The sequence below is a fragment of the Paenibacillus pinisoli genome (assembly GCF_003605435.1).
Taxonomy (GTDB): Bacteria; Bacillota; Bacilli; order Paenibacillales; family Paenibacillaceae; genus Pristimantibacillus; species Pristimantibacillus pinisoli.
The window spans coordinates 589,012-611,395 of the sequence record NZ_QXQB01000003.1 but is presented as its reverse complement, the minus strand read 5'-3'; the positions used below and the strand labels follow the sequence as shown (position 1 = coordinate 611,395).

Genomic DNA, 22,384 nt, shown 5'->3' with positions numbered 1-22,384 from the left:
GGAACCTAATGGGATTCCAGGTCTTTTTTGATCAGTAAATATAGAAGATGAGACCTTTGCCCTCGGCTGCAGCTTGGCTGAAGAACCGCCGGATTTCGTTAAAATGCTGCAAGATGTAGGCGAAGAACTCGTCCGCATCCTCTTCTGAGACAATGCCGGGCTCAAGAGGATATACTTCTTCCCTGAGCATGACGGGGAAATCAAATCGCAAGCGGAGCTGTGCTTCATCCAGCTGGGACATAGCCTGCAGCGCTTCTGCTACTTGTTCGGCGCGCAATGAAAATGCTCCGAATGAGCCAAAATCGATGCCTTTGTCAGACGTCAGCGGAACAATATACCCGAGAGGGGGCTCACCATCGGAAATAACTCCACAGAGCAAGTAGTGAATCGCCTCCCAGGCTCTATCGATGCTAAGTCCGGGATAGTTGTCTATTTTTAAACTCTTCAATGCAATGTCGCCTGCAGCGATTTGCTGCACCAGGTTGTCATCCAAAGTAAAGTAATAACCGCGCATTCCCATGTTGTCAGCCTTCCTTCCATTATTAGTCGTGACTATATTGCATGATCTAAATGTAACATCTTGGAATTATGTGTTTCAAGGAACCTTGGACATAAGTGTCAAATCTAATACATTTTATCAAGTAAATTGCACAGCTATAATACTGGTCTAAAGCCCTAGAAAACGAACGGAAGCTTATGAATAAGCCAAGGTGAGGAGATGTAGGATGACCAGCTTTCATTTATTCGCTCCTGTTTGCTTCAGGTAAATACGCCTGAACTCTTTTTATATTGGAGGAACAAGGGGTAGTATAAAAAATAGAAGAGACTTAGGGTGTGGCGGATCAATAATTTTGCGAGTCGGTCACAGGGGGGGCGCTTGGATAGTTATACATGATGAGCGGACAAAAATTGAAAGAAGAAAGGAGGACTCTATTAGGAGATGAGGAGGCATATCGATCAGGTACTGAACGGAAATCTCGATGAATTTGAAATGATTGTTCGTCATTTTGAGAGAAAGATATTTTCATTTTGCTATTTCATGCTTGCCAATCGGCAGGAGGCAGAGGACGCAGCGCAAGAAGTGTTTTTTAAGGCTTATCGGAATTTGGCAAGCTATCGGCATGAAAGTGACGAGTTGCTTTTGGCATGGTTGTACAAGATTGCATCGAATCATTGCAGGACATTGCTCAAAAGGAAAAATAAATGGCTCCTTTTGATGCCGTTATTTAGGAACGAGGGTAACGAGAAGAGTGCCGAACAGACATTTTCCGATAAGGCCGATGTACAACTGCAACTGCTTGAAGGGCTGACCGCGGCAGAGAAGGAAATTCTGGCATTGCGAGTCCTTGAAGATCGGCCTTTTCAAGAAATTTCAGCTATTTTGGGTATTAGCTCTGCTACAGTGCGAAAGCGGTTCGAGCGCATTAAGGGAAAGTTAATAAGAAATCGAAACCAATTGGAGGGTACCCGGTATGGACAGCAATTTGAATATTGACCAATTAATTCACCAAATGAAAGAGACCAAGATACCTGAGGTCGAGATATCCGGTAAAGTGATGCAAGAAGTACTTTCCTTTCAGGGCAATCAAAAACGGCAGTGGTTCAGAATGAGCCCCATCTGGGCCGCGATTTGTGCCGTACTCGTTATTTCTACCGCATCGGTAAGCGCTGCTGCTCTCCTCAAAACCAATTGGAATGGAATCCAAATTAATATCAGTGATAGGGGCGAGAGTATACTCATTCCTGCTGATAAGGATGAGCTTTCCTTTAAGGATAAGTTTGAGACATATTTAGCGGAGTCCTCGACTATTTGGGAGAAAATATCGGCAGATGAAGCATCGGTTCAATTTCCGTTTCCGCTATTAAGACCGCAAGACAGCAAATTTACACTTGTTCAATCGTTTGGTGTCATCCCGAAAGATCCTGATTATCGTATGAAGACAATAGATGAATGGTATCTTGGCGGGTTTTTCGATATATTTCGATGGAAACAATCGGAGGTTATGGTCAAACAAGATCTTGATGGCCATATGGCGGATACTGTGAAAGATCCAAGCAAGACTCTGGAATTGAACTTTGGAGCTTCATGGGAATATGTTGAAGTTACGGATGATATACTGGCTATGTTTAGTGCTGGCGATATTGAGAATCGATTATTAGTAAGCTATAAAACGGCCGACCATAATGTTATCACCTTAGAGCTTTGGGGAGATATGGCGAAGGACGATTTGATAGCACTAGCAAAGACATACGTGAAGAATTGAATAACGAATAGGGCACTTCGAAGTGCCCTATTCGTGATTCAATATAAGCAGATGCCTCATCTCGCAGCGTTCCGTTTAAACAGCAGGTACATAAAGAAAGGCGCGCCGATCCCGGCAGTGAAGACGCCCGCAGGGATATCGAGCGGCAGGAAGAGCATGCGCCCGGCTAGATCCGCGAGCAACAAGATCATGGCGCCAAGCACTGCCGATAAGGGGATAATCAGCTTATACGAATGGCCGACAAGCCTTCTTGCCATATGCGGCGCCAATAATCCGATAAATGAGATCATGCCGGCAACGCCGACAGCTGCTCCCGCGAGCGCGACGCTGTAGAACAACAAGATCATCCGGCTAAGCTGAAGCCTGCTCCCAAGCCCGACCGCAGTCGATTCTCCCAGTGATTGCACATTAAGCTCTTTGGCATAAAGGAAGGATAGGGGGATAAATATGGCGACCCACGGCCAAAGCACCTCGATGTAACTCCAATTCGTCCCGTAGATGCTTCCCGTCATCCAGTTCAGAACCTGCGCGGCCAGGTAAGCGGGGCCGCTGATAAGTAAAAACATGGTCAACGCGCCCATCGCGGTAGATATGCCGATGCCGATTAAGACTAGTCTAAAGGGAGAAATCCCCTTTTTCCAAGCTAATACATAGTTGATCAAAGCGGTCAGAAACGCACCGGCAACAGCGATGGCCGGTATCCAGTGAATGCTGTAACCAGTCAGCAGGGTCATGAATGCGACAACAGCTACCGAAGCTCCTCCCGTTACGCCCAGCAGATCGGGGGAGGCCAGCGGATTGCGAATGACGCCCTGGAGCACTGCGCCGGCAACGGCCAGAGCAGCTCCGATCAATATGGCGGCAAGGATGCGCGGCAGACGGAACTGTATAATGATCAAGTCGCTTGCTTCTTCATTCTGGCCGACAAGTGACAGAAGGGTTTCCCTGAAAGGGATGTTCGTCCCGCCAAAAGACAAGCAGACAACAGTTAATGCCACCATGGCAAGACTAAAGCCAGCTATGATCATAACGGCGCCTTGCGTTTTTCTTTTATGCATGCTGCCTCCTTCTAGCCACATGGATCAGGAATGGCACGCCGATAAGAGCGGTCGCTACACCGACCGGAACTTCCTTCGGCATAAGGATGAATCGCGAAGCGAGATCCGCGCATACGAGCAGAAGGCCGCCCGTTAATGCACAGTAGGGCAGAAGCCAGCGGTAGTCGTTGCCCACCAGATAGCGGCAAAGATGCGGCACGATTAAGCCGATGAAGGCGATAGGGCCAGCGGTGGCGACTGAGCTGCCTGCCAGGAATACAACGGCAATCACGGAGAGTCCCCGGATAAGCAGCATCCGCTGGCCCAGACTCTTGGCGCTGTCATCGCCGAGTGCCATCACATTAAGAGAGCCTGACAGCAGCAGCGACAATATCCAGCCGATAACGAGATAGGGCAGTACAATAATCAGATGATCCATTTTCCTGTCGGCAACTGAACCTATCATCCAGAACAAGGCGGCCTCAAGCGATTGCTTGTTCACCAGCATAATGCCGGAGGTGATAGACGAGGCAAAAGCCGCGATGGATGCGCCGGCCAGTGTGAGCCTGATCGGCTCAAAACCGCTTCTTCCCTGAAAGCCAAGCGTGAACACGATCAGCGAGGTGACTGCTGCTCCAGCCAAGGCAATCCATACCATTCCGCTCATCGTTAGGGATGAACCGAGAAGGGCCAGCGCAATCACGATAAATAACACGGCTCCTGCATTAATGCCGAATATGGAAGGGGAGGCAAGCGGATTCCTGGTCAGCACCTGCATAATAGCTCCCGCCATAGCGAGGCTTCCTCCTACCGCTGCCGCGATAAGCGCACGAGGCATCCGTGTGTTCGTAATGATAATATGAGCGTCGGAACCGTCGAATTGGGTGTAGGCCAGCCATACATCTCTAATCTCGAAGGAATGGATGCCGTACAAAATACTGGCAAGCATGCCGGCAAGCAGCAGAAGCAAGCCAATAACGAGCCCCGCCTGCTTCCTCCTGCGGCTGTGCAGCCCAAAAGCCATATGGATTCATTCCCTTCATCATAAATAAGCTGACGTCATGTAATCACGACGTCAGCCCTGCGTCTTTCTATGCCGAATTACTTGATGTCGAAATAAGCCACAATCTCATCGAGCAGCAGGTTTGCAGCTTTGTAGCCGCCTGCCGTATTCCAGATGGCTTCATCCACTTGGACGACTTTATTGTTTTGCACGACATTCAGTTTTTTGAATAGTGGATCATTCATCCATTCTTCGACTACTTTGGCAGCGTCCGTCTTGCCGGCAGCCTCTGTAACAAAGTAGAACAAGACGTCGCCATCCATGCTAGGAATGGTTTCTTTCGTCATAACCTCAATGAAGGAATCCTTATCCTGCGATTCCGGACGTGCGAAGCCAAGATCGTTCAAGAGTACGCCAGAGAACGTCTGCTTCTGGTAGATCCGGACCTGAGAAGCCGAGAAGCGTGCCACCGAAACCTTGGTATTCGCTTTGTCGCCAATCTTGGATTTTACCTCGGCCACGCGCTTGTCAAACTCTGCCATAGCCTTGTCGCCCTCTTCAGTCTTATTGACAGCATCCATGTACAGCTTGAAGTTGACTTTCCAATCTCCGCCCAGGTCCTCCGCAAATACGGTTGGAGCGATCTGATTCAATTGCTCGTATATCTTCTCCTGTCTGACCTTATTCCCGATAATCAGGTCCGGCTTCAGGCTGGCGATCATCTCGATATTCGGCTGCAGCTCGTCGCCGACTGCTGTAACTTCCTGCATTTCATCCTTGATATGGTCATACCATGGGTCGCCAATCCAGGATTGGACAGCACCGATCGGTGTAATGCCTACGGCAAGCAGCGCCTCCGTACCTTCGTTCGTAAGAATAACAACACGCTCAGGCGTGCCTGTCAGCGTTGTTTCTCCCATCGCATGCTTGATAACGCGAGGAGCCTCAGTTGATGCCGCATCCGTAGGAGCGGGCGTCGAAGTCGAGACATTGGCGCTCACTGGATTAGAGCCGCCATTTGCCGAATTTGTATTGGATGTCCCCGTTGAGCAAGCGCTCAGCAACAAAATGAAACAAAGCAATAATGAAGCAGCCATCGGTGTTCTTTTTCCGCTGTACATAGGTGATCTTCCCACTTTCTTGTAATGATAATGATTTTCATAACCATTACCAATATAACGTCTGAGTCTGTGTGGGACAATTGCATATCTTGAACGATCAGCAGGATTATTTTGAACCTTTACTTTGAATTGGCCTAGCGAGAGGCCCACATGCTTTTTGAACATCCGATTGAAATAACTGTCATCCGAAAAGCCAACGCTCTCCGCAATTTCTTGCAATGTAGCATCCGTGTTCAGCAATAGCTCCTTGGCCTTGTCAATACGAAGCGCGATCATGTAGTCGATAGGGCTCTTCCCAACGGTCTGCTTGAACTTGCGCGACAAGTAGCTCACGCTGCAATCGAGCAGCTCGGCAAGCTCGTCCAGTGTGACCCGGTCCGCGTAATTCTCCTGAAGGTAGCGCATCGCTTGCGAGACAAGATCGACCTTCTTGCCTTGAATGCCTTGCCGGCTCATTTGATTCAACAGCTCATATACAAATTGATAGAATAGAACTTTTATATGCAATTTCTCCATCAGGCTCGGCTGCAGCCATTCCTTCTCCATTCGTTCAACCTGGTGGTACAGGGGGATTGGATAATCCGGGGCAAAGCTCAATTGCAATTGGAACGGATTGTTCATCTCCATCAGCTTCACCAATGGCTGGCGTGCAGGCAAGGCCAGAACCGATTTATAAAAAATCATATAATATTCAAAAAAATGCTGGGCCGCAATATCCAGGCACATCCCTTTGCCGCCATGCAGCACATGAAACCGGTCTACGAAGCTTGCGTTTCCATCCATCGACACCTGAGCGCTACCGCGAATCGTATAAATAAAGGTGCTGGAAGGCAGTCGATAGGATCGCAGCATCTCTCCCGGCTCCATGACAGTGCGGCGAACATCTATCACTTTGATCGAGGCTTGATTCCATAGCAACAGGTGATCACTCATCTTCATTGAGCGAATTCATTCCCTTCTAAATGTATCAGCGTAGCAATAATAAACTACCACTCATTATAAATGATAATCATTCTCAATTAAAATAGTGAATTTGTCATATTGGGATGTTTATGGGGGGGAGTAGAGAATGGCAGGCGCTCGCCAACCCCCATTGTCCATTGAGGGTTCCACTCTAGAGTGCGGCTCACGTTACAACAGGGATTGTCCCAAAAGCGAATTCGTTGGGTCACATACTGTTCAAACCCTAGCCAACTAACCATATCTTTTGGGACAGTCTCTTGTGAGCGGAGAGGAAAGCTGAGCTGCAAGCCGAGAAACTCGGCATAGAGCGTGCTGCCGAGCGGCAACGAGACCTGCAAGCCGAGAAACTCGGCATACAGCGTGCTGCCGAGCGGCAACGAGAGCTGCAAGCCGAGAAACTCGGCATAGCGCGTGCCGCCGAGCGGCAATGGGGCTGCAAGCCGAGAAACTCGGTTTAGAGCATGCCGCCGAGCGGCAACGAGGGCTGCAAGCCGAGAAACTCGGCCTAGAGAGCGGCCGCCGAACGGCAATGGGGCTGCAAGCCGAGAAACTCGGCATAGAGCGTGCTGCCGAGCGGCAACGAGAGCTGCAAGCCGAGAAACTCGGCATAGAGCTGCCCGCAGCTGCCAATTATAGCTCCCGCCTCATAAAATCAGATAAACAGGAGCTGTCACAAAGGTCATTTATGATCTTGCAGTTCTACTCTAGGCAAGATCCCAAGCAAGACAAAAGCCTCCAAACCCACTTTTGCGGTGGTTTAGGAGGCTGCTTCGGTTTAGGAGGCTGCTTCGGTTTTGAAGGCTTCTTCATCAACTTACAACTCAGCATTTTTAGTTACTCTGTCACTAAGCTGCTTGATTCAGACAGGTTAATTTCAGATTCGTAGGGGATAGATTGCTGTGCTCCATATCTTTGAACGGTTAACGATGCAGCTTTGCATCCATAGACAATTGCTTCGTTGATATTGCTGAAATCAGCAGTAAGTTTGGTAGCCAGCGCTCCAATAAATGTATCCCCGGCAGCCGTAGTGTCCACTGCCTTGACGTTGAATGCTGGCACAAAGCCCGTACGTCCATCGTCAAAGGAATAGAACGCGCCTTTGCTCCCCAAAGTAACAATTACGGTTTGAATCCCCATCTCATGTACCTTTTGTGTTGCAGCAATCAACTCTTGTTGATTCGTAATGGGTTGTCCGGAGATGGTTTCTAACTCCGTTTCGTTAGGAATCAATATATCGGTCAATTGAATAATCCGTTCAGGAATAGTTGCTCTCGCAGGCGCCGGATTTAGGATCGTTGTAACCTGATATTGTTTCGCGATTTCAAAGCTTCTTTCGATGCTGGATAAATTGGTTTCAAATTGAGCGATGACATAGTCGCTCTCAGCGATTAAGCCGCGCATCTCCTCGATATGTTCGTCTGCAATCGCTTGATTGGCGCCGCCATAAATGATAATGCTGTTCTCGCCTTCATCGTTGACCATGACATAAGCGCTGCCTGTTCTTGTTGTATCTAGTTTTCTGACACCTGCAGTATTGATATGGTCTCGATCGAGCAATCCAAGCAATGCTTGTCCTGTTTCATCATTGCCTATTGCGCCGATGAAGCTGACTTGCCCGCCATTTCTGGCGGCAGCAATCGCTTGATTAGCGCCTTTGCCGCCGCCATTCGTAAACATTTCTTTGGAATGAACGGTTTCGCCTGGTTTGGGCAGATGCTCTGTTCTTACAGTGGTATCAAAATTAATGCTGCCAACTACTGTAATCTTATTCATATCTTCTCGTCTCCACTTAATACCGCCCTTTAACAGATTTTGTTTTAGGAAAAATACTTAATCGTATCCATAGTCAATTTTTTGAATTTAGCTAAATCAAGATTAAACGCCACCAAGACATTTTTCTCTTTTTTATACACATTGTCATAATCAACAACTGTGCTGCCCAGTGCCAGTGATTCACTCGTCTCCACTTGTACATTCATCGGATAGACAGTGAACATATCGGGATCAATGATATACGCAACGGCACAAGGGTCGTGCATATGAATGCCTTCAACATGATCCTCATCTGCCCAGAATGGACGAGTTGTTGTTAAGTTGAAGAAATCCAATAAGTCAGCCATTGTTCGTGCAACATCATTTCCGACTTCTCTAATTTCCTTGATGTCATGTTCAAACAATTGAGCTTTTAACGTAACGTCCAATCCGAACATCGCGACAGGAACTCCTGATTTCACAACAATATCTGCAGCTTCCGGATCAACATAGATGTTGAACTCGGCATGGGGAGTGATGTTTCCTCCGAAGCATGCACCGCCCATGAATGAGATCATTTCAATTTTTTCTTTCAGCTCAGGATGTGACAACAGGAAAATAGCGATATTGGTTAAAGGTCCTGTCGCAATAAGCGTAACCTTCTCCTCTGATTCTCTTAATATTTTGGCGATCAATTCATTCGCAGAGATATCAAGATCCTGAATAGCAGATTCAGGCAATTCTGCACCATCGATTCCTGACTCTCCATGAACATCATCCGCAATAATCAAATTTCGGCGCAAAGGCTTTGAAGCGCCTCTTGCTACTGGAATATGTTCGCTTTTTGCCAAGGTTAACAATCTTTTAGCGTTTACGTATGTTTTTTCGGGAACTTGATTGCCCGCAGAGGTAGTTACGGCAAGTAAATCGATTTTTTCAGAGGCGATAGCCATCAATAAAGCCAGTGCATCGTCATGTCCGGGATCACAATCCAAAATCACTTTTTTTGTCATATTTATCTCCTCCGTAAATCAGTTTTTTTGTTGGATTTTTTCAGCATGCGCATAAATCATTTTTTTGGTGAAGAGGAAAATGACCAATGCTAAGAATATAACGCCGCCGCCAACCATGAACACATTGGCATAGGTGGATGCTTGTCCAGCATCTGTACCAGCCATACTTCCTCCGCTCATCACACCTGATGACATCATTCCCACAAATACAGCTACACCTACAGAGCCAGTAATGGCTTGAACCAGGTCATTCACACCAAGTACACGGCCTGATTCTTCGGGCGTTACGGTTAGCGTTGCGGTATCCACGATTGGCGAATAGAGGAAGGAGGTGCCAAAGTAATAAATGCATGGCGCTACAGCCAAAGCCAGAACCTTGCCGTAAGGAATGAGGAACGCAACTGCAAGCAATCCAAGCCCCATGAATGTTAAAGCCATAATGATGGAAGCGGAGCGGCCAATCCTCTTCACAACTGGACCAGACACGAATCCCAGTACAGCCGCCAGAAGAATGGACCAAACTAAGAGCAAGGAAACTTGAGCGGAGTCAATGCCAAATACGTTCAATCCGATAGCATTCACACCCGCATTGAGGGTATAGCTGAAAAAGTAACCAATGAAGATAACCGTCATCGTTGCGACAAAAGCCGGGTTCTTCAAGAACTTAGGCGTAATAAATGGATTCTTAGCTTTGTTGATGTAGACAAGGAACAATATCAAAGTAACGACCGAGGAGATAGCCCAGAACAGATTCATATCTGTAAAGAACATGGTCATTGCGGCGGCGAAAGCGCCAATAAGTGTAAATCCGGCCCAATCGATATTTGCGCCCTTAGCGCGTTCGTTCGGCAGATTTTTTAATAAAGAAGGGATGAACAGTATAGCAATCAAAGGTACTGCAAAAAGCCAGCGCCAGTCGATGTTGGTGATATATCCGGCAGCTACTACGCCTAGTGCAGCAGAAAAGCGGAAAACAGCAACGAAAATACCGTAGTAAATTACGCGATTTACTTTTTTAATATATTTAGAGACAAGTACCAGGAATACGGAGCCTGCCACCTGACCGCCTGCAGACTGCAATACGCGAGCAATAACGACTGCCCAAATGCTGCTTGGCCCAAAAATAAACCCAATCGCTGAACCTGCAACAAAAAGAATTATGCCCAAAAGGGTCATTTTCTTCAGTGAAACAAAATCACCTAATGCACCATAAATAACACATACGATGCCCAATACAATACCGGGAATTGAAGTAATTAACGAAGATAAGTTGGGTACGCCTAGCTGTTCGCCAATATTAACAAAAATCATGCCAAACGCTTGTTGTTCCAAAATACCTAATGTAAAAATCAATAAAACCAGCGGAATGGCCCTCTTGGCCATTTTATTCATTCGCTCGAATTCTTCTGTCCCTTCCTTGGGTACAGGAACACCAATTACTTTCTCCATTTCATTTGTCCTCGCCTTCATCTCTGATGTAATCTTCTTGTGAAATGATCGATAAACTCTTCTTTGCTGAAAGAGATATCTTTAAGCCCCAACGCCTGTCCTACACGGGTGATAGGCGGCGGAGTAACGTAGCTCTCTAACAATGTTTTGGTATCAGAAAATACAAGATTTTTACTGCCAGACATCAATATCTGGCCTTTTGCCATCACGACAATCTGATCGAAGTTACGAACTACAAATTTCATATCATGAGTAATCGTGATACAAAGCCGATCATTGTTCTTAAGATAGGTGATGATTTCAGTTAATCTTTGATTGCCTTCAACATCCTGGCCGCAAGTGGGCTCATCCAAAATGATGACTTTGGGGTCCATCATGAGTATGGAACCAATCGTACAAAACTTTTTCTCAGTGGCATTGAGATCAAAGGGATGTGTGGAAAGCCGATGCTTGAGTCCAACCAATTCTGAGACAAAGTCAATGCGGTCGTTAATTTCATGTCTCGGCACGCCTAGCTGCTTAGGTCCAAATTCAAATTCTTTTCTTACCGTTTCTAGAAAAAGCTGATTATCGGGATTTTGAAACACATAGCCGATATACTTTGACCAATAGGCAGTCGTGTGTTCATGGATGCTCTCGCCATCTATCAGGATTTGCCCCTCGGTAGGCCGCAATAAACCGTTGAGATGCTTGGCAAAAGTCGTTTTGCCGGCTCCATTTTGGCCGATTATGGCTATAGGGTCACTTCCCTCAAAAGCAGTATTTATTCCTCTGAGGGCCTCACCTCCAGAAGGATATTTATGCTTGAGGTTCTTGATTTCTATCTTCATAGAGAACCTCCTGTAATAATGCAATCGCTTGGCTTTCTGTTAAGGCAAAATCTTTTTCCCTATAGCCAGGTTGGATAACGTTCTTGGTTATCTCATAATAATCAGGCGGGCTTACTGAGAACTCTGCTAGCTGAGGTGAACAAAATACTTCCTCTGGCGTGCCTCCCAGAACAATCGAGCCATGCTGCAAGACGTATACTTTATCTGCCAGCTCAGCAACCCTTTCCATGTCATGATCTACCATTACAATAGTGATACCGCTTTCATTTAACTTTTTAATAATATCCATGATTTGCTCACTGCCTATAGGGTCCAACTGTGTTGTACACTCATCCAAGACGAGAATTTTTGGTTCCAGAATAATGGCTGATGCCAATGCGACTCTTTGAACCTGGCCTCCGGACAGCTCAAGGGGGTTTTTATCCAATAATTCATCGATCTGCATCAGCTCGGCTATTTTCTTTATCTTGCTGAACATCTCGTCCCTGGGGACCCCGCGATTGCCAAGCCCGTATGCTAATTCTTCAGCAACAGTATCTGCCGTATAAGACAGCTGATTAAACGGGTTCTGAAATACAAGCCCAATCGTTTGCGAAAGTTCACCGACACTCACGGAAGCCGTATCTTTGCCATCTACTGTTATCCTCCCTTCACTATATCCAACAAAATAATTAGGAATCAGCCCGACTAAGGCATTGCATAAGGTGGATTTTCCTGAACCATTCGCGCCAATCATGGCAACAAATTCACCTGCTGCAACTTCCAAATGGACATTCTTTAAAGCAACTTCTGATTCTTGGTTGTAACGATAAGAGAAATGACTGACTTGTATTAATGTGCTCGTCAACCTTTTCACTTCCTCTCTTTTTCCAATTGTTCAGAGGAGTCTTGGGATCAAACTCGAGATTAAGAAACAAATTGCAATTATTCTCAGGACAATGTCCAAGCTTGTAGTTTCAACCTTTATATAGCTCGTCGGTTTGTCTCCATTGATTCCAAAACCCCGGATCTCGAGTGTCATTCCTCTTTCCTGAGCGTCTGTCAGAGAGGAGAGAACAACCGGCCCGATAAGCGGCAAAAATGCTTTCGCCCGTTGTATGAATGAGCCTGAGATTTCAACCCCGCGTGATTCTTGCGCTTCTTGAATAACTTTGACTTTTCTCTGCATTTGAGGAACTACATTAAGGCTTGCCAAAATTAAATATCCAATTTTCGTATTCAGCCCCGACTGTGTTAAGGCGGCTACAGTCTCTGAATTTTTGGTTGTTTGCAGCATTAGATAGAATGCGGCTAAAAATATTAAAAGCGTTGATGAAATCTTTAATGCGTACATCGTGCCCTCTAGTCCCATTTGTGCAAAACCGAAGTCGGCAATCATGGTTATATTTTTAGGACTATATAAGCCTTGGATAAAAAGCAGCATTAGCGTTACCGGAATGCCAAAACCAGCAATCAGCTTTAATACCTGTTTTCCTTGCCCGATCAAAATACCCAGTATGACAAGCAAGCATAATATTCCGTATCCAACAAAGGGCAGCGGATAAATGAGACAGCCAATTCCTAAACAAAATACGATAAGCAGCTTCGTGATCGGATTTATATTTCTAACTAGAACAGCTATAGAGTTGTCGATCGTTTCCATTGTTCCATCACCTTCATGACCCTTTGCGGCTTTTAAGTAGTAAATAATCCTTGTCCAGCGGAGCGTACTGACTTGAAAAGCGTCGTGGGATTTTCTTTACTAACCAGTAAGCGATTAGAAATACAATCCCTTTGTCGATGAGATTTTCGAGTATCGAAGTTGAAAATACCGAAAGCATGATTTCTTTTGTAGTTGCGATCAAGGCTGCTGTAAAGAGGGAGCTGCTATTAATCCCTGTAGCGCCGCCATAAACAAAAATCGTAATCAAAGCTGCGCTTATTGCATTAGTTAAAGTACAGGCCAACCAAGTGATCACGACACCAAACCCATTCTTAAAGAGGCCGGCTTTGACCATGTAGCCCGTTACCAATCCGCATAAAACGCTTACAATTGCAAATGGAAGAAAAACTGGATTTGTGACGATGGATAAGAATAAATTGGTTGCCAATCCACAAAGTGCGGCGACCCAAGGGCCTGCAAGACATGCAATCAAGACCGTTCCGATCATATCCAGAAAAAGCGGCAGCTTTAAGGTTGAGGATAAGGTGCCTCCGATTAAATTTATCCCTACAGCGATTGGTATCAAAACCAGCGCTTTTGTGGAAAATTGAGTCTGAAGAAACCTTCGAAAAAAAGATTGTCTCATAGTAGCCCTTCTCTTAAAAAATGTAATATAATCATTTAAGAAATCGCTTTCGGAAAACGCTTTCCTGTAACCAGAGACTATCATCGATAAATTGAAATGTCAACTAGATTATTTATCCAATCTATCCGTTCTAATTTATTGTAGAATGAAAAGGACAAGCTAAAATCTTGATGCAGATGCTTGCCGGATTTCAAAAATACGAAGAGGGGAGAAGGCTATGAACATCAAAGATATCGCCAAATTGGCGGGAGTTTCGGTTTCTACCGTTTCCAAAATTGTGAATAAAAAAGATCACAGCATTAGTAAAGATACTCGTGAACGAGTATTAAAGATCGTCCATGAATACAACTACACTCCTTATTCCTCTAGTATTAACAAAGCGACTTCTACTGGAATAATAGGGGTTTTGATAAATTCAACCGTTTCGACGGACTCGATGCTAAACGGAATTATCAACGAAGCCCAACGCAAGGGATATAGTCCATTGATTTTAAATAGCTGCGGAGATTTGGACCAAGAGTTAAAGAACATGACTTCACTCATTACGAAGCAAGTGGATGGGGTTATCTGGGAACCGGTAAATGAAGAAAGCTTAAAAAATCGCATTCATTTTAATTCTTCAGACATTCCCGTTGTATTAGTCGGAGGGGGTGGAGAAGCTAATTCTTTGGAATTGCCTTATAAGCTGGCAGCGTACTTCCTTACCAAACAGTTGATTGAAAAGAAACATAGGAAGATTGCATGTATAGTTGGGGAAGGGCACAGAAAGAATGCTTTTATAGAGGGATATAAGCATGCGCTTTTTGACAGTAATCTCAAATTCCATGAATCTATGGTGCTTTCATCGCTTGATGAAACCATTAATGACTTTATCATTGGAGGACAAATTTCAGGATTTATTTCCTCGCATTTATATAAGTCCATTGAGCTCTATAATTTAGCTATCCAGAGCGGTTTGAAATCGCCAAAGGATTACTCCTTGCTTTCCATACAAAATGACTATGACTACTCTTTAGTTGCGGATCAAAAGACGATATCGACCGTAACCATCAATAATTCTAATTTTGGCGCCTATATTTGCAATGTGCTGATCAACACAATAGCTGGAGCTGATGCCATAAAACCTTATGAGGAAAAAATGGTATTGGACAACACCAACACTTTAGGTTTGCCAGATGAGGGCGGGAAACCGAAAATCCTAGTTGTTGGAAGTATAAATATGGATACTTTTCTCTACTCTCCTCAACTGCCTCACAATGGTGCAACGAATTTTATATCCAGCTTTACAAAACTTCCTGGTGGAAAAGGGTTCAACCAAGCAGTAGGAACGGCAAAGCTTGGACACCGGGTCAGGCTGATTGGATGCTTAGGCTCAGATATGGAATCCAATAGCATCTTCCAAGAGTTAGAGAAAAATGGTGTCAGTACGATCGGAATCACACGTTCAAGTGATACTGAAACAGGCCAGGCATACATTTTTGTCGAATCGAGCGGAGATTCTATGATATCCGTCCTTCCAGGAGCAAATGCGGATCTTTCACCCATAAAAATAGAACAACAGACAGGATTATTTTCCGATGCTGAATTTTGTTTGATTCAAACCGAAATCCCGTTCAAGACTGTTGAAAAGGCCTGCTCCATTGCAAAAAATGAGGGATTATCCATCATTCTCAAACCTTCAGCTTCAAAGATCATTCCAGATACGATCTTGAAAAAAATCGATTATTTGATTCCGAATGAAGACGAGCTCTTGGAGTTGTGCCCGCAATTCGATTCTATAGAACAAAAAGCGGATTTTCTTCTATCTAAAGGGGTTAAAAATGTCATTGTAACATTAGGGAAAAAAGGATGTTATTTAAAGACAACAAATGTTGAAAGATATTTTCCTGCATCGGAGTTTTCGGCTGTCGATAGCACGGGTGCAAGTGACGCATTCATTAGTGCGTTAGCATCCTATCTGCTAAGAGGCTGCTCTTTGGAGGATGCGATTCAAATCGCTACCTATGCCGCTGGTTTTTCAGTTTCCCGCGATGGAGTCATCAATTCATTGGCTGATCGGGTTACTCTAGAGAGCTATATTGCGAAGAAGGATCCCAAGTTATTGGTCTCACATCTAGAAACTGGAGACGGCAGCCTAGCCTAGATGTTGTATGGGTGACGAGAAAGCCGCTCTTGCTGTTCCTCCGAACAGCACAAGAGCGGCTTTTAATACGCCATATTAAGTTCTGGTTAAATCCAATTCATTATCGTTTCCGTTAGTTGGGCACGGTCTTATTTCCCTTTGATAGAAATCATACAACCGATGGATAGAAGAGCTTGATAAGATGTGGCCGGCCCGTTCAATATCCTTGCGGTCCCAGTCGTACCAGCGCATCTCCATTAACCATTCGATTTCTTGATCTGTGAAGCGTTTCTTGATCTCCTTGGCAGGATTGCCGCCTACGATCGTATAGGGCGGGACATCTTTAATTACCACTGATCCCGCTGCCACAATGGCTCCCTCGCCAATTCTCACGCCGGGCATAATCATGGCGTTCATGCCAATCCAGGCATCGCTTTCAATGATGGTATCCCCTTTGGGCTCATAAGAGGCAGCAATCTGCTCCACAAACGGATATACGGTAATCCAATCCGAACGATGATTGTGATTTCCACCCATTAGGATAACGACGCCGCTTGCAATACATACATAATTTCCTATAATTAATTTATCTAAAACCCAGCCGTAGTCTTCGGCGGGATTAAACAACTTTCTTGATTTTTCGTCGCCCCACAGGTATCTGACGCATCCATCTTCAAAATCATGCTGATCATAATACCCGGAGTAATAGGAGTATTCCCCTACTTCAATCATTGGATTGGTGACGATATCCTTCAAATATTTGATTTCCGACCAATGGTTAAACCGATGCTGTGTCATGTCGATTCCTCGCTTCCAAGTAAATGAATTTCTTTTTACTTAGAAGCCATGTACAATGGCAACATTCTTAAACCGTTTCAAACGACGTATCATCGTCCTCATCCTTTTCCTGTTGATGGGGACATTGTAACAACGAATCTTTTGCAGGTCAATTCGAAGGGAGTCATTACCATGGCGAGTAAAAATGAAATTACAGCAGAACAACGCGAAGCCTTATTCAAAGCATTGAAAGCCCGGTTTGAGAAAAACATGAACCGTCATGAGGGTATGGAATGGGCGAGTGTACAAGCGAAGCTTGAGGCAAACGCCGGAAAGCTGTGGTCGCTTAATGAGATGGAGAGAACGGGCGGCGAGCCGGATGTCGTTCATTATGAGAATAAAACAGGTGAATATTTCTTCTATGATTGTTCGGCGGAAAGCCCGAAAGGCCGTAGAAGCCTGTGCTACGACCAGGCGGCGCTGGAGTCGAGGAAGGAGCATAAGCCAGCCAATAGTGCGGTGGGAATGGCTTCCGAGATGGGCATTGAGCTGTTAACGGAAGCGCAATACCGGTCGCTGCAGGAGCTTGGGAATTTTGATGCCAAATCCTCGAGCTGGGTGATTACACCTGCTCCTATTAGAAAGCTCGGCGGGGCCCTCTTTTGCGACCGCCGCTATGACACTGTCTTTGTGTACCACAACGGGGCAGAGTCTTATTATGCTGCAAGGGGCTTTCGCGGGTCGCTGAGAATTTGATATTTACTCAGATGGGCCTGTCCCATGCGGGAAGCAACGGATACGTCATTCTCAAACGTTGATGGAAAAAGCCTTCAAACCCACGGTTACAGTGGATTTGAAGGCTTCTTTTTTGCTTTTGCGGGGTGGAGGCTATTGAGTGGCAGCTGTGGGGAGAGCTCTAAGCCGAGTTACTCGAGATGCAGCCCGCTTTCCCCCCGGCTCGCATGCTCTAAGCCGAGTTACTCGTGATGCAGCATGCTTTCCCCCCGACTCGCACGCTCTAAGCCGAGTTTCTCGGCTTGTAGCCGACTTCTCCACCCGGCTCGTACGCTCTAAGCCGAGTTTCTCGCGATGCAGCCCGCTTTCCCCCCCGGCTCGCACGCTCTAAGCCGAGATTCTCGAGATGCAGCATGCTTTCCCCCCGACTCGCACGCTCTAAGCCGAGATTCTCGAGATGCAGCCGACTTCTCACCCGGCTCGTACACTCTAAGCCGAGTTTCTCGTGATGCAGCCCGTTTTCCACCCGGCCCGCATGCTCTAAGCCGAGTTACTCGTGATGCAGCATGCTTTCCCCCCGACTCGCACGCTCTAAGCCGAGTTTCTCGCGATGCAGCCCGTTTTCCACCCTGCCCGCACGCTCTAAGCCGAGTTTCTCGTGATGCAGCGTAGTTTTCCTCTCCGCTCACACGAAACTGTCCCAGAAGGTAACGTTTGGGCAGCCCCAATCAATGTATTCTTAGGGATTACTTCCGAATAATTGCCCGGTAAAAAAACTTGGGCAACGCAGATTGACGCCGCCAGCGAGATTTTTGCCCCTTCGCTACAGGGACGGTAAGCAGCCGGTGAAGCCATTCCAGATTGAGCTTCTTCCAGATCGCTGGCGTAGCCGTGACCTTGCCGGCGATGACATCCAAGCTTCCTCCGACGCCAAATGCAACCCTAACGTTAGTAAGGTTAGCTTTATTTTTATAGATCCATTTGTCCGTGTAAGGCGCTCCCATGGCGATAATCAGCACATCGGGCTTCAAATGCCCAATGCCTTGCAGGATGCCCGATTCTTGGCCCTCGGAGAAGAAGCCGTGATGCCGTCCGGCAACTACTACATTCGGATAGCGACTACTTATCTCTTGCACAGCTTTAAGGCTGGTCTCCTCATCAGTACCGAGAAAGTAGAAGCTCCAGTTCTCTTTGTTCCCTCTCTCCAGCAGACGGAGCAGCAGATCATACCCTGTGACACGCTCAGGGACGGGGTCGCCCTTGCGCTTTGCAGCCATGACGATTCCAATTCCATCAGGCGTTATCAAATCGGCCTCTTTCACAATCGTCTGAAGCAGCTTGTCCGTTTGGTGGGTAATCGTAATTTCAGGATTCGCGGTTATCAGATGATACAGCTTCGGCTGTTCTTGTTGAATATGGTCGGTTAATTCCTCGACTGTCTCGTTGAGCGTCAGCTTGGAGAAGGGCACTCCCAAAATGTTTACAGTACCTTTCATCATACGCACCTTTCCATATGTAGAGTATAGTTTGATTTTACTAAAAAGATTTACAAAATTGGAAGTAATGCCAAATTTGTATTAAGTGCGATCCTACTCTCTCAACTAGCAATGTTTCTATAAAAATACTCTGCTGCCTCACGTATATAAGGTTAGAAGGACAGAGCGAAGGAGAACGTCTTTCTTGGTTAATCGACATTTTTTTCATAATATTGCTTGAAATTATGCCGATTCAATGTAAAATCATGTATAGATGGTTCGATTTACCTCCGACCACTGACCTATACAGGATATACATAATTATTTTTAAAAGAGTAATAAATGACTTCACATAATTTAAATGACAATGGAGGTTTTTAAATGAAGAGGTATAAAGCAGTAGCTGGTCCAAAAAACGTACAGGTTGGCAAAGGAGATACTCAGGCAGCATTCAATCTTTTTGCCGATATCATTAATAACGAGGCTCAACATGGCTGGGAGTATCATTCGATGGAAACTATTACGGTAACAGAGAAGCCGGGCTGTTTTCAGCAAGCTACCCCTACCAACTATTATATGCTCATTTTTGTCCAAGAGTAAGCCGTATTTTTTCATAGAGAAATTAATATAGTGAAAGCCACTGTGTGAATATATTTATGGAGAAAATACAGATGCATAATGAACGAATTCTGCAATCGGAACTCAAAGAAACGAAGGCCCATTATGGCGATCATCCTGACAAAAACATGCTCATTCAAGCTCTCTTTCCTGAAGGGGATGCGGGTGATCCAAGAAGTGTCCATTACCAACGGACGCTTGTTAGACCGGCAATCCAGTGGGGGGCGCTGTTTCTCCATATCATAGTGGTGTTGCTGGCAGCTGCAGGTGTCTTTTACCTGACAAGATATTGGGGGGCGGCTCGTTGGACAGCGATGTTTATTGCAGCGATGTTCACATTAGGATATTGCATTGTACGCCTTAAAAGAATTATCCTTTGTATCGTACGTCTTTATCAGCATTTTGCACCTGACTACATACGCAATCGTTGTAGATTCGAGCCTTCCTGCTCCGAGTATATGATTCTTGCGGTATCTCAGTATGGTGCATTTAAAGGTACACGCAAGGGAATACAGCGGCTCAAGCGCTGTAATCCTCAAGGCGGCGGCTATGATTGGCCGTAATGCAAAAGCGGTAAAACCGAAACGGGCTATTTCTAAATGGGGAGATAGCCTGTTTTGTTTTTAAGGAGATAGACTGAAATGAGTTCACCCAGGGTGAAATTACGGTTGCTATAGATCAATGTGTTAAAATGAAATAACAGTATTCGTATTGGAGGCACAACATTGAACCCAGAGCTGCACACAGAACGCCTTTATTTGCGCAAAATGGATCCTTCGGACTCGGCCAGTTTGTTCCGCATTTGGTCTGATCCGGATGTTACCGAATTTATGAATATCGATCAATTTACAGATGAGAGCCAGGCCAGGGAAATGATTCGGTTCCTAAATAGTCTCTCTGAGGATGACCAAGCGATTCGTTTCACCATAATGGAGAAGGAGTCCGGTCAGATCATTGGCTCTGGCGGGTACAACTTCCTGGATATGGAGCATGCCAAGGCAGAGATCGGTTACGACATTGCCAAAGACTATTGGGGCAAAGGCTACGCAACGGAGGCTGTCGGTACATTGTTAGAGTACGCCTTTTCGGCTTTGAAGCTGAATCGGGTTGAGGCCAAGGTAGAGCCTGAAAATGCGGGTTCCATAAAAGTTCTGCAGAAGCTGCGCTTTACGCACGAAGGCACACTCAGACAGTACGAAAAAATAAAGGGCAAGTTTAAGGATATTAGCATCTATTCCAAGCTTGCAGCGGATGAATAATAACCAAACCTCTCCCGTCTTGAGCATCTAGTTCAAGAAGCGAGAGGTTTCTTTTTTCAAGCACTCCACAGCACCTAGCCTAGTTTCCTCATGGCCCACTCGATCGGTCCTCTTGCCATTCGCTTTCGCCACCAATGCGAGAAGACGATAGCCGCTGCAAAGTATAAGCTTCCGTAAGCCATTGCAAACTCCAGGCTGCCATTCTCCAAATAGCCGGCAAATTCAAGCAGCCCCAGACCAAGCACGATATGGCCAACATAGTGGGACAAGGAGAGCTGCCCGGTATGAATCATCGCTTGGGTCAGGATAGATTGATCGAATTTCTCTACTGTATATAGGCAGAGCGCAAGGAAGGCCACAGCGGTACAAATACCGGAGAGCACATATAGCATGGTAGGCGGCATCGGCTTTGTCCCGAATAGAAAAATCGCGGCCTCGTTTCCCAGAACAGGAGAGATAAGCTTGATCAAAAAGTATGAAAGAGATTCAATCACAACGGCCCCTGATAAGGAATAAAGCAACACTTTCAAACGGTGCTGAGGACTCAGCCATCCTTTTCTGCCTATCCACATGCCAATAAGGAAGAAGCCGAACCAAGGAAAGAATGGATGGAAGCCGTTAAACATCAGATTGCGGGTGAAGCCTTCTGCTGTCCAGAAGCCTGCGTACGACTGAAAGCCCGCGTCCCATCCCTTAGTGTAATCGAATAGGACTAACAACAACTGCGCAGTGACCAAGACAAAGATAAACAGTCCCAATAAACGTTTATCTGGCGCTGTTATAAGCAGCGATGCTGCAACGAGGAACACCGCGTAGTAATGCAAAATATCAGCGTTCCAGTCAAGCAGCAGCAAGGCCATGCCGGCCGCCAACAGAAAAGCCGCCCTTTTATATAGGCTGTACCGATTGCGCCGAATCTGCTCTTCATTTTTTGCCATCCGGGCTTTCGTGGTCATGAGCGACACCCCGATACCGGCGAGCAGGACAAACAGGGCGGACGCCCTTCCTTCCAATAATCCAGCGATCTTCTGCAACAGCTCCGATCCGCCGTTCCCTGCTTGCATGGCAAGCTTATAGTTGACGATTATCATGCCAAAGATTGCCCAAGCTCTTGTGTAGTCAAGGGCTGTTATCCGTGTTTTCAACTGGTTCATTCCGCTTCATCCTCTGTTCGTGTAAGGTATAAAACCCACGATACAGCTTAGGCCAGGCCTAAGGTCAAGCATCTCCAGAATTCAGCAAAAATCCAGTAGGCAGCGACAATTTCCAAGTAGTCTTTAAGGATGCCAAAGGGAATACGCTTCAATCCGATATTATGTCGAGGGACTTTGTCTCTCGCGTTCTGAATGATCCGTATACTTTCTTGTCTTATGATCCGTACAAGAAGTACAACTGGTCAGCCTCAACATGGCAATCTATCAAAGCATCCAAAATTTCAATCGGCATGGACAAGACGCAAGTGGAGTTTTCATGGGGACGGCCTAATGATATCTCCAAATTAACGAGCGAGAAGACAACGATTGAAGTGTGGGGCTACGGCAGTCAATATGTCGCCTTTACGAATGGCAAGGTAACGCAAATTTATACGCTATAAGCAGTGTGTCAGAGAACGTCCCTTCAACTCAGGGGCGTTCTCTTTTCGTATAGAAGCTTCCCTATGTATATCAAAAAAATTACG

Annotated in this window: 24 protein-coding genes; 9 read left to right on the top strand and 15 right to left on the bottom strand. The window is 45.9% G+C overall.

Going from position 1 to position 22,384, the window contains the following annotated elements; all coding sequences use genetic code 11:
• Nucleotides 1-31: 31 nt before the first annotated feature.
• On the bottom strand, nt 32-514 hold the full coding sequence (locus tag D3P09_RS16080; protein ID WP_243644224.1) for a YfbM family protein: 483 nt from the start codon (nt 512-514) through the stop codon (nt 32-34).
• A 426-nt stretch (nt 515-940) separates the two neighbouring features.
• On the opposite strand from D3P09_RS16080, the gene D3P09_RS16075 reads away from it, so the two are divergent.
• Together D3P09_RS16075 and D3P09_RS16070 are read left to right on the top strand one after the other, a co-directional pair.
• The gene (locus D3P09_RS16075; protein ID WP_120111988.1) at nt 941-1,495 is read left to right on the top strand and encodes an RNA polymerase sigma factor; all 555 of its coding nucleotides are present in this window, start codon (nt 941-943) and stop codon (nt 1,493-1,495) included.
• Nucleotides 1,473-2,264 (top strand): hypothetical protein, encoded by a 792-nt coding sequence (locus tag D3P09_RS16070; RefSeq protein ID WP_120111985.1) that lies wholly within the window; start codon nt 1,473-1,475, stop codon nt 2,262-2,264. Before D3P09_RS16075 ends, D3P09_RS16070 begins: the two co-directional genes overlap by 23 nt.
• A gap of 56 nt (nt 2,265-2,320) precedes the next feature.
• Here the strand turns inward: D3P09_RS16070 and D3P09_RS16065 are convergent, their stop codons facing one another.
• The 4 genes from D3P09_RS16065 to D3P09_RS27400 form a co-directional block, all read right to left on the bottom strand.
• On the bottom strand, nt 2,321-3,322 hold the full coding sequence (locus tag D3P09_RS16065) for a FecCD family ABC transporter permease (RefSeq protein WP_243644222.1): 1,002 nt from the start codon (nt 3,320-3,322) through the stop codon (nt 2,321-2,323).
• On the bottom strand, nt 3,315-4,325 hold the full coding sequence (locus tag D3P09_RS16060; protein ID WP_120111984.1) for a FecCD family ABC transporter permease: 1,011 nt from the start codon (nt 4,323-4,325) through the stop codon (nt 3,315-3,317). Before D3P09_RS16060 ends, D3P09_RS16065 begins: the two co-directional genes overlap by 8 nt.
• Before the next feature lie 77 nt (nt 4,326-4,402).
• Complete coding sequence (locus D3P09_RS16055; RefSeq protein ID WP_120111982.1) at nt 4,403-6,364, bottom strand: AraC family transcriptional regulator; 1,962 nt, start codon at nt 6,362-6,364, stop codon at nt 4,403-4,405.
• An 80-nt stretch (nt 6,365-6,444) separates the two neighbouring features.
• Nucleotides 6,445-6,816: a hypothetical protein gene (locus D3P09_RS27400; RefSeq protein ID WP_133305016.1), complete on the bottom strand. Its 372-nt coding sequence runs from the start codon at nt 6,814-6,816 to the stop codon at nt 6,445-6,447.
• Between D3P09_RS27400 and D3P09_RS16050 the strand changes: the two genes are divergently transcribed.
• Nucleotides 6,816-7,274, top strand: a complete 459-nt coding sequence (locus tag D3P09_RS16050; protein ID WP_120111980.1) for a hypothetical protein — start codon at nt 6,816-6,818, stop codon at nt 7,272-7,274. The two genes, D3P09_RS27400 and D3P09_RS16050, sit on opposite strands and share 1 nt — an antisense overlap.
• On the opposite strand, the gene rbsK is transcribed toward D3P09_RS16050, so the two are convergent.
• Genes rbsK through D3P09_RS16015 form a run of 7 tightly spaced genes read right to left on the bottom strand, consistent with a single transcriptional unit; the run spans nt 7,223 to nt 13,720 of the window.
• On the bottom strand, nt 7,223-8,161 hold the full coding sequence (gene rbsK, locus D3P09_RS16045) for a ribokinase (RefSeq protein ID WP_120111978.1): 939 nt from the start codon (nt 8,159-8,161) through the stop codon (nt 7,223-7,225). The genes D3P09_RS16050 and rbsK overlap by 52 nt on opposite strands.
• A 44-nt stretch (nt 8,162-8,205) precedes the next feature.
• Nucleotides 8,206-9,153, bottom strand: coding sequence for a nucleoside hydrolase (locus D3P09_RS16040; RefSeq protein ID WP_120111976.1), 948 nt, complete (start codon nt 9,151-9,153; stop codon nt 8,206-8,208).
• A gap of 18 nt (nt 9,154-9,171) precedes the next feature.
• Nucleotides 9,172-10,602 (bottom strand): MFS transporter, encoded by a 1,431-nt coding sequence (locus D3P09_RS16035; RefSeq protein ID WP_207892504.1) that lies wholly within the window; start codon nt 10,600-10,602, stop codon nt 9,172-9,174.
• A gap of 17 nt (nt 10,603-10,619) precedes the next feature.
• Nucleotides 10,620-11,432 carry an energy-coupling factor ABC transporter ATP-binding protein gene (locus tag D3P09_RS16030; RefSeq protein ID WP_120111972.1) on the bottom strand — a complete coding sequence of 271 codons (813 nt, stop codon included), beginning with the start codon at nt 11,430-11,432 and terminating at the stop codon, nt 10,620-10,622.
• Nucleotides 11,401-12,279, bottom strand: coding sequence for an energy-coupling factor ABC transporter ATP-binding protein (locus D3P09_RS16025; RefSeq protein ID WP_120111970.1), 879 nt, complete (start codon nt 12,277-12,279; stop codon nt 11,401-11,403). The genes D3P09_RS16030 and D3P09_RS16025 overlap by 32 nt, the downstream gene beginning before the upstream one ends.
• Before the next feature lie 30 nt (nt 12,280-12,309).
• Nucleotides 12,310-13,074, bottom strand: a complete 765-nt coding sequence (locus D3P09_RS16020) for an energy-coupling factor transporter transmembrane component T (RefSeq protein WP_120111968.1) — start codon at nt 13,072-13,074, stop codon at nt 12,310-12,312.
• Between the two features lie 13 nt (nt 13,075-13,087).
• A complete protein-coding gene (locus D3P09_RS16015; RefSeq protein ID WP_120111966.1) occupies nt 13,088-13,720 on the bottom strand; it encodes an ECF transporter S component in 633 nt (210 codons plus the stop codon).
• Nucleotides 13,721-13,937: 217 nt separating this feature from the next.
• On the opposite strand from D3P09_RS16015, the gene D3P09_RS16010 reads away from it, so the two are divergent.
• Nucleotides 13,938-15,863 (top strand): PfkB family carbohydrate kinase, encoded by a 1,926-nt coding sequence (locus D3P09_RS16010; RefSeq protein WP_120111964.1) that lies wholly within the window; start codon nt 13,938-13,940, stop codon nt 15,861-15,863.
• A gap of 75 nt (nt 15,864-15,938) precedes the next feature.
• Here D3P09_RS16010 and D3P09_RS16005 read toward each other — a convergent pair whose 3' ends face one another.
• Nucleotides 15,939-16,640, bottom strand: a complete 702-nt coding sequence (locus tag D3P09_RS16005; RefSeq protein ID WP_120111961.1) for a CatB-related O-acetyltransferase — start codon at nt 16,638-16,640, stop codon at nt 15,939-15,941.
• A 171-nt stretch (nt 16,641-16,811) separates the two neighbouring features.
• Here D3P09_RS16005 and D3P09_RS16000 point away from each other — a divergent pair, with 171 nt between their 5' ends.
• On the top strand, nt 16,812-17,375 hold the full coding sequence (locus D3P09_RS16000; protein ID WP_120112519.1) for a DUF4256 domain-containing protein: 564 nt from the start codon (nt 16,812-16,814) through the stop codon (nt 17,373-17,375).
• Nucleotides 17,376-18,100: 725 nt separating this feature from the next.
• Here the strand turns inward: D3P09_RS16000 and D3P09_RS15995 are convergent.
• Nucleotides 18,101-18,853 (bottom strand): WecB/TagA/CpsF family glycosyltransferase, encoded by a 753-nt coding sequence (locus tag D3P09_RS15995; RefSeq protein ID WP_341538292.1) that lies wholly within the window; start codon nt 18,851-18,853, stop codon nt 18,101-18,103.
• Between the two features lie 357 nt (nt 18,854-19,210).
• On the opposite strand from D3P09_RS15995, the gene D3P09_RS15990 reads away from it, so the two are divergent.
• The 3 genes from D3P09_RS15990 to D3P09_RS15980 all read left to right on the top strand — a co-directional run bounded on the left by D3P09_RS15990 (nt 19,211) and on the right by D3P09_RS15980 (nt 20,706).
• The gene (locus D3P09_RS15990) at nt 19,211-19,429 is read left to right on the top strand and encodes a DUF4177 domain-containing protein (protein ID WP_120111954.1); all 219 of its coding nucleotides are present in this window, start codon (nt 19,211-19,213) and stop codon (nt 19,427-19,429) included.
• 71 nt (nt 19,430-19,500) lie between these two features.
• Nucleotides 19,501-20,010 carry a membrane protein insertion efficiency factor YidD gene (gene yidD / locus D3P09_RS27915; protein WP_207892503.1) on the top strand — a complete coding sequence of 170 codons (510 nt, stop codon included), beginning with the start codon at nt 19,501-19,503 and terminating at the stop codon, nt 20,008-20,010.
• A 162-nt stretch (nt 20,011-20,172) separates the two neighbouring features.
• Nucleotides 20,173-20,706, top strand: coding sequence for a GNAT family N-acetyltransferase (locus D3P09_RS15980; protein WP_120111952.1), 534 nt, complete (start codon nt 20,173-20,175; stop codon nt 20,704-20,706).
• Nucleotides 20,707-20,780: 74 nt separating this feature from the next.
• On the opposite strand, the gene D3P09_RS15975 is transcribed toward D3P09_RS15980, so the two are convergent.
• Nucleotides 20,781-21,860, bottom strand: a complete 1,080-nt coding sequence (locus D3P09_RS15975; RefSeq protein ID WP_120111949.1) for a DUF418 domain-containing protein — start codon at nt 21,858-21,860, stop codon at nt 20,781-20,783.
• A gap of 209 nt (nt 21,861-22,069) precedes the next feature.
• On the opposite strand from D3P09_RS15975, the gene D3P09_RS15970 reads away from it, so the two are divergent.
• Entirely contained in the window at nt 22,070-22,300 is a 231-nt protein-coding gene (locus D3P09_RS15970) for a hypothetical protein (protein ID WP_133305015.1), read from the top strand.
• Nucleotides 22,301-22,384: the final 84 nt, after the last annotated feature.

What these genes read in the sequence shown, in the direction of transcription:
- D3P09_RS16035 (WP_207892504.1), bottom strand. Translation starts at nt 10,602, where the DNA reads ATGGAGAAAGTAATTGGTGTTCCTGTACCCAAGGAAGGGACAGAAGAA.
- D3P09_RS16040 (WP_120111976.1), bottom strand. Translation starts at nt 9,153, where the DNA reads ATGACAAAAAAAGTGATTTTGGATTGTGATCCCGGACATGACGATGCA.
- yidD (WP_207892503.1), top strand. Translation starts at nt 19,501, where the DNA reads ATGCATAATGAACGAATTCTGCAATCGGAACTCAAAGAAACGAAGGCC.
- D3P09_RS16055 (WP_120111982.1), bottom strand. Translation starts at nt 6,364, where the DNA reads ATGAAGATGAGTGATCACCTGTTGCTATGGAATCAAGCCTCGATCAAA.
- D3P09_RS16070 (WP_120111985.1), top strand. Translation starts at nt 1,473, where the DNA reads ATGGACAGCAATTTGAATATTGACCAATTAATTCACCAAATGAAAGAG.
- D3P09_RS16010 (WP_120111964.1), top strand. Translation starts at nt 13,938, where the DNA reads ATGAACATCAAAGATATCGCCAAATTGGCGGGAGTTTCGGTTTCTACC.
- D3P09_RS16020 (WP_120111968.1), bottom strand. Translation starts at nt 13,074, where the DNA reads ATGGAAACGATCGACAACTCTATAGCTGTTCTAGTTAGAAATATAAAT.
- D3P09_RS16065 (WP_243644222.1), bottom strand. Translation starts at nt 3,322, where the DNA reads ATGCATAAAAGAAAAACGCAAGGCGCCGTTATGATCATAGCTGGCTTT.
- D3P09_RS16060 (WP_120111984.1), bottom strand. Translation starts at nt 4,325, where the DNA reads ATGGCTTTTGGGCTGCACAGCCGCAGGAGGAAGCAGGCGGGGCTCGTT.
- D3P09_RS16030 (WP_120111972.1), bottom strand. Translation starts at nt 11,432, where the DNA reads ATGAAGATAGAAATCAAGAACCTCAAGCATAAATATCCTTCTGGAGGT.
- D3P09_RS15995 (WP_341538292.1), bottom strand. Translation starts at nt 18,853, where the DNA reads ATGATGAAAGGTACTGTAAACATTTTGGGAGTGCCCTTCTCCAAGCTG.
- D3P09_RS16075 (WP_120111988.1), top strand. Translation starts at nt 941, where the DNA reads ATGAGGAGGCATATCGATCAGGTACTGAACGGAAATCTCGATGAATTT.
- rbsK (WP_120111978.1), bottom strand. Translation starts at nt 8,161, where the DNA reads ATGAATAAGATTACAGTAGTTGGCAGCATTAATTTTGATACCACTGTA.
- D3P09_RS16015 (WP_120111966.1), bottom strand. Translation starts at nt 13,720, where the DNA reads ATGAGACAATCTTTTTTTCGAAGGTTTCTTCAGACTCAATTTTCCACA.
- D3P09_RS16080 (WP_243644224.1), bottom strand. Translation starts at nt 514, where the DNA reads ATGCGCGGTTATTACTTTACTTTGGATGACAACCTGGTGCAGCAAATC.
- D3P09_RS16005 (WP_120111961.1), bottom strand. Translation starts at nt 16,640, where the DNA reads ATGACACAGCATCGGTTTAACCATTGGTCGGAAATCAAATATTTGAAG.
- D3P09_RS15975 (WP_120111949.1), bottom strand. Translation starts at nt 21,860, where the DNA reads ATGAACCAGTTGAAAACACGGATAACAGCCCTTGACTACACAAGAGCT.
- D3P09_RS16050 (WP_120111980.1), top strand. Translation starts at nt 6,816, where the DNA reads ATGGGGCTGCAAGCCGAGAAACTCGGTTTAGAGCATGCCGCCGAGCGG.
- D3P09_RS15990 (WP_120111954.1), top strand. Translation starts at nt 19,211, where the DNA reads ATGAAGAGGTATAAAGCAGTAGCTGGTCCAAAAAACGTACAGGTTGGC.
- D3P09_RS16000 (WP_120112519.1), top strand. Translation starts at nt 16,812, where the DNA reads ATGGCGAGTAAAAATGAAATTACAGCAGAACAACGCGAAGCCTTATTC.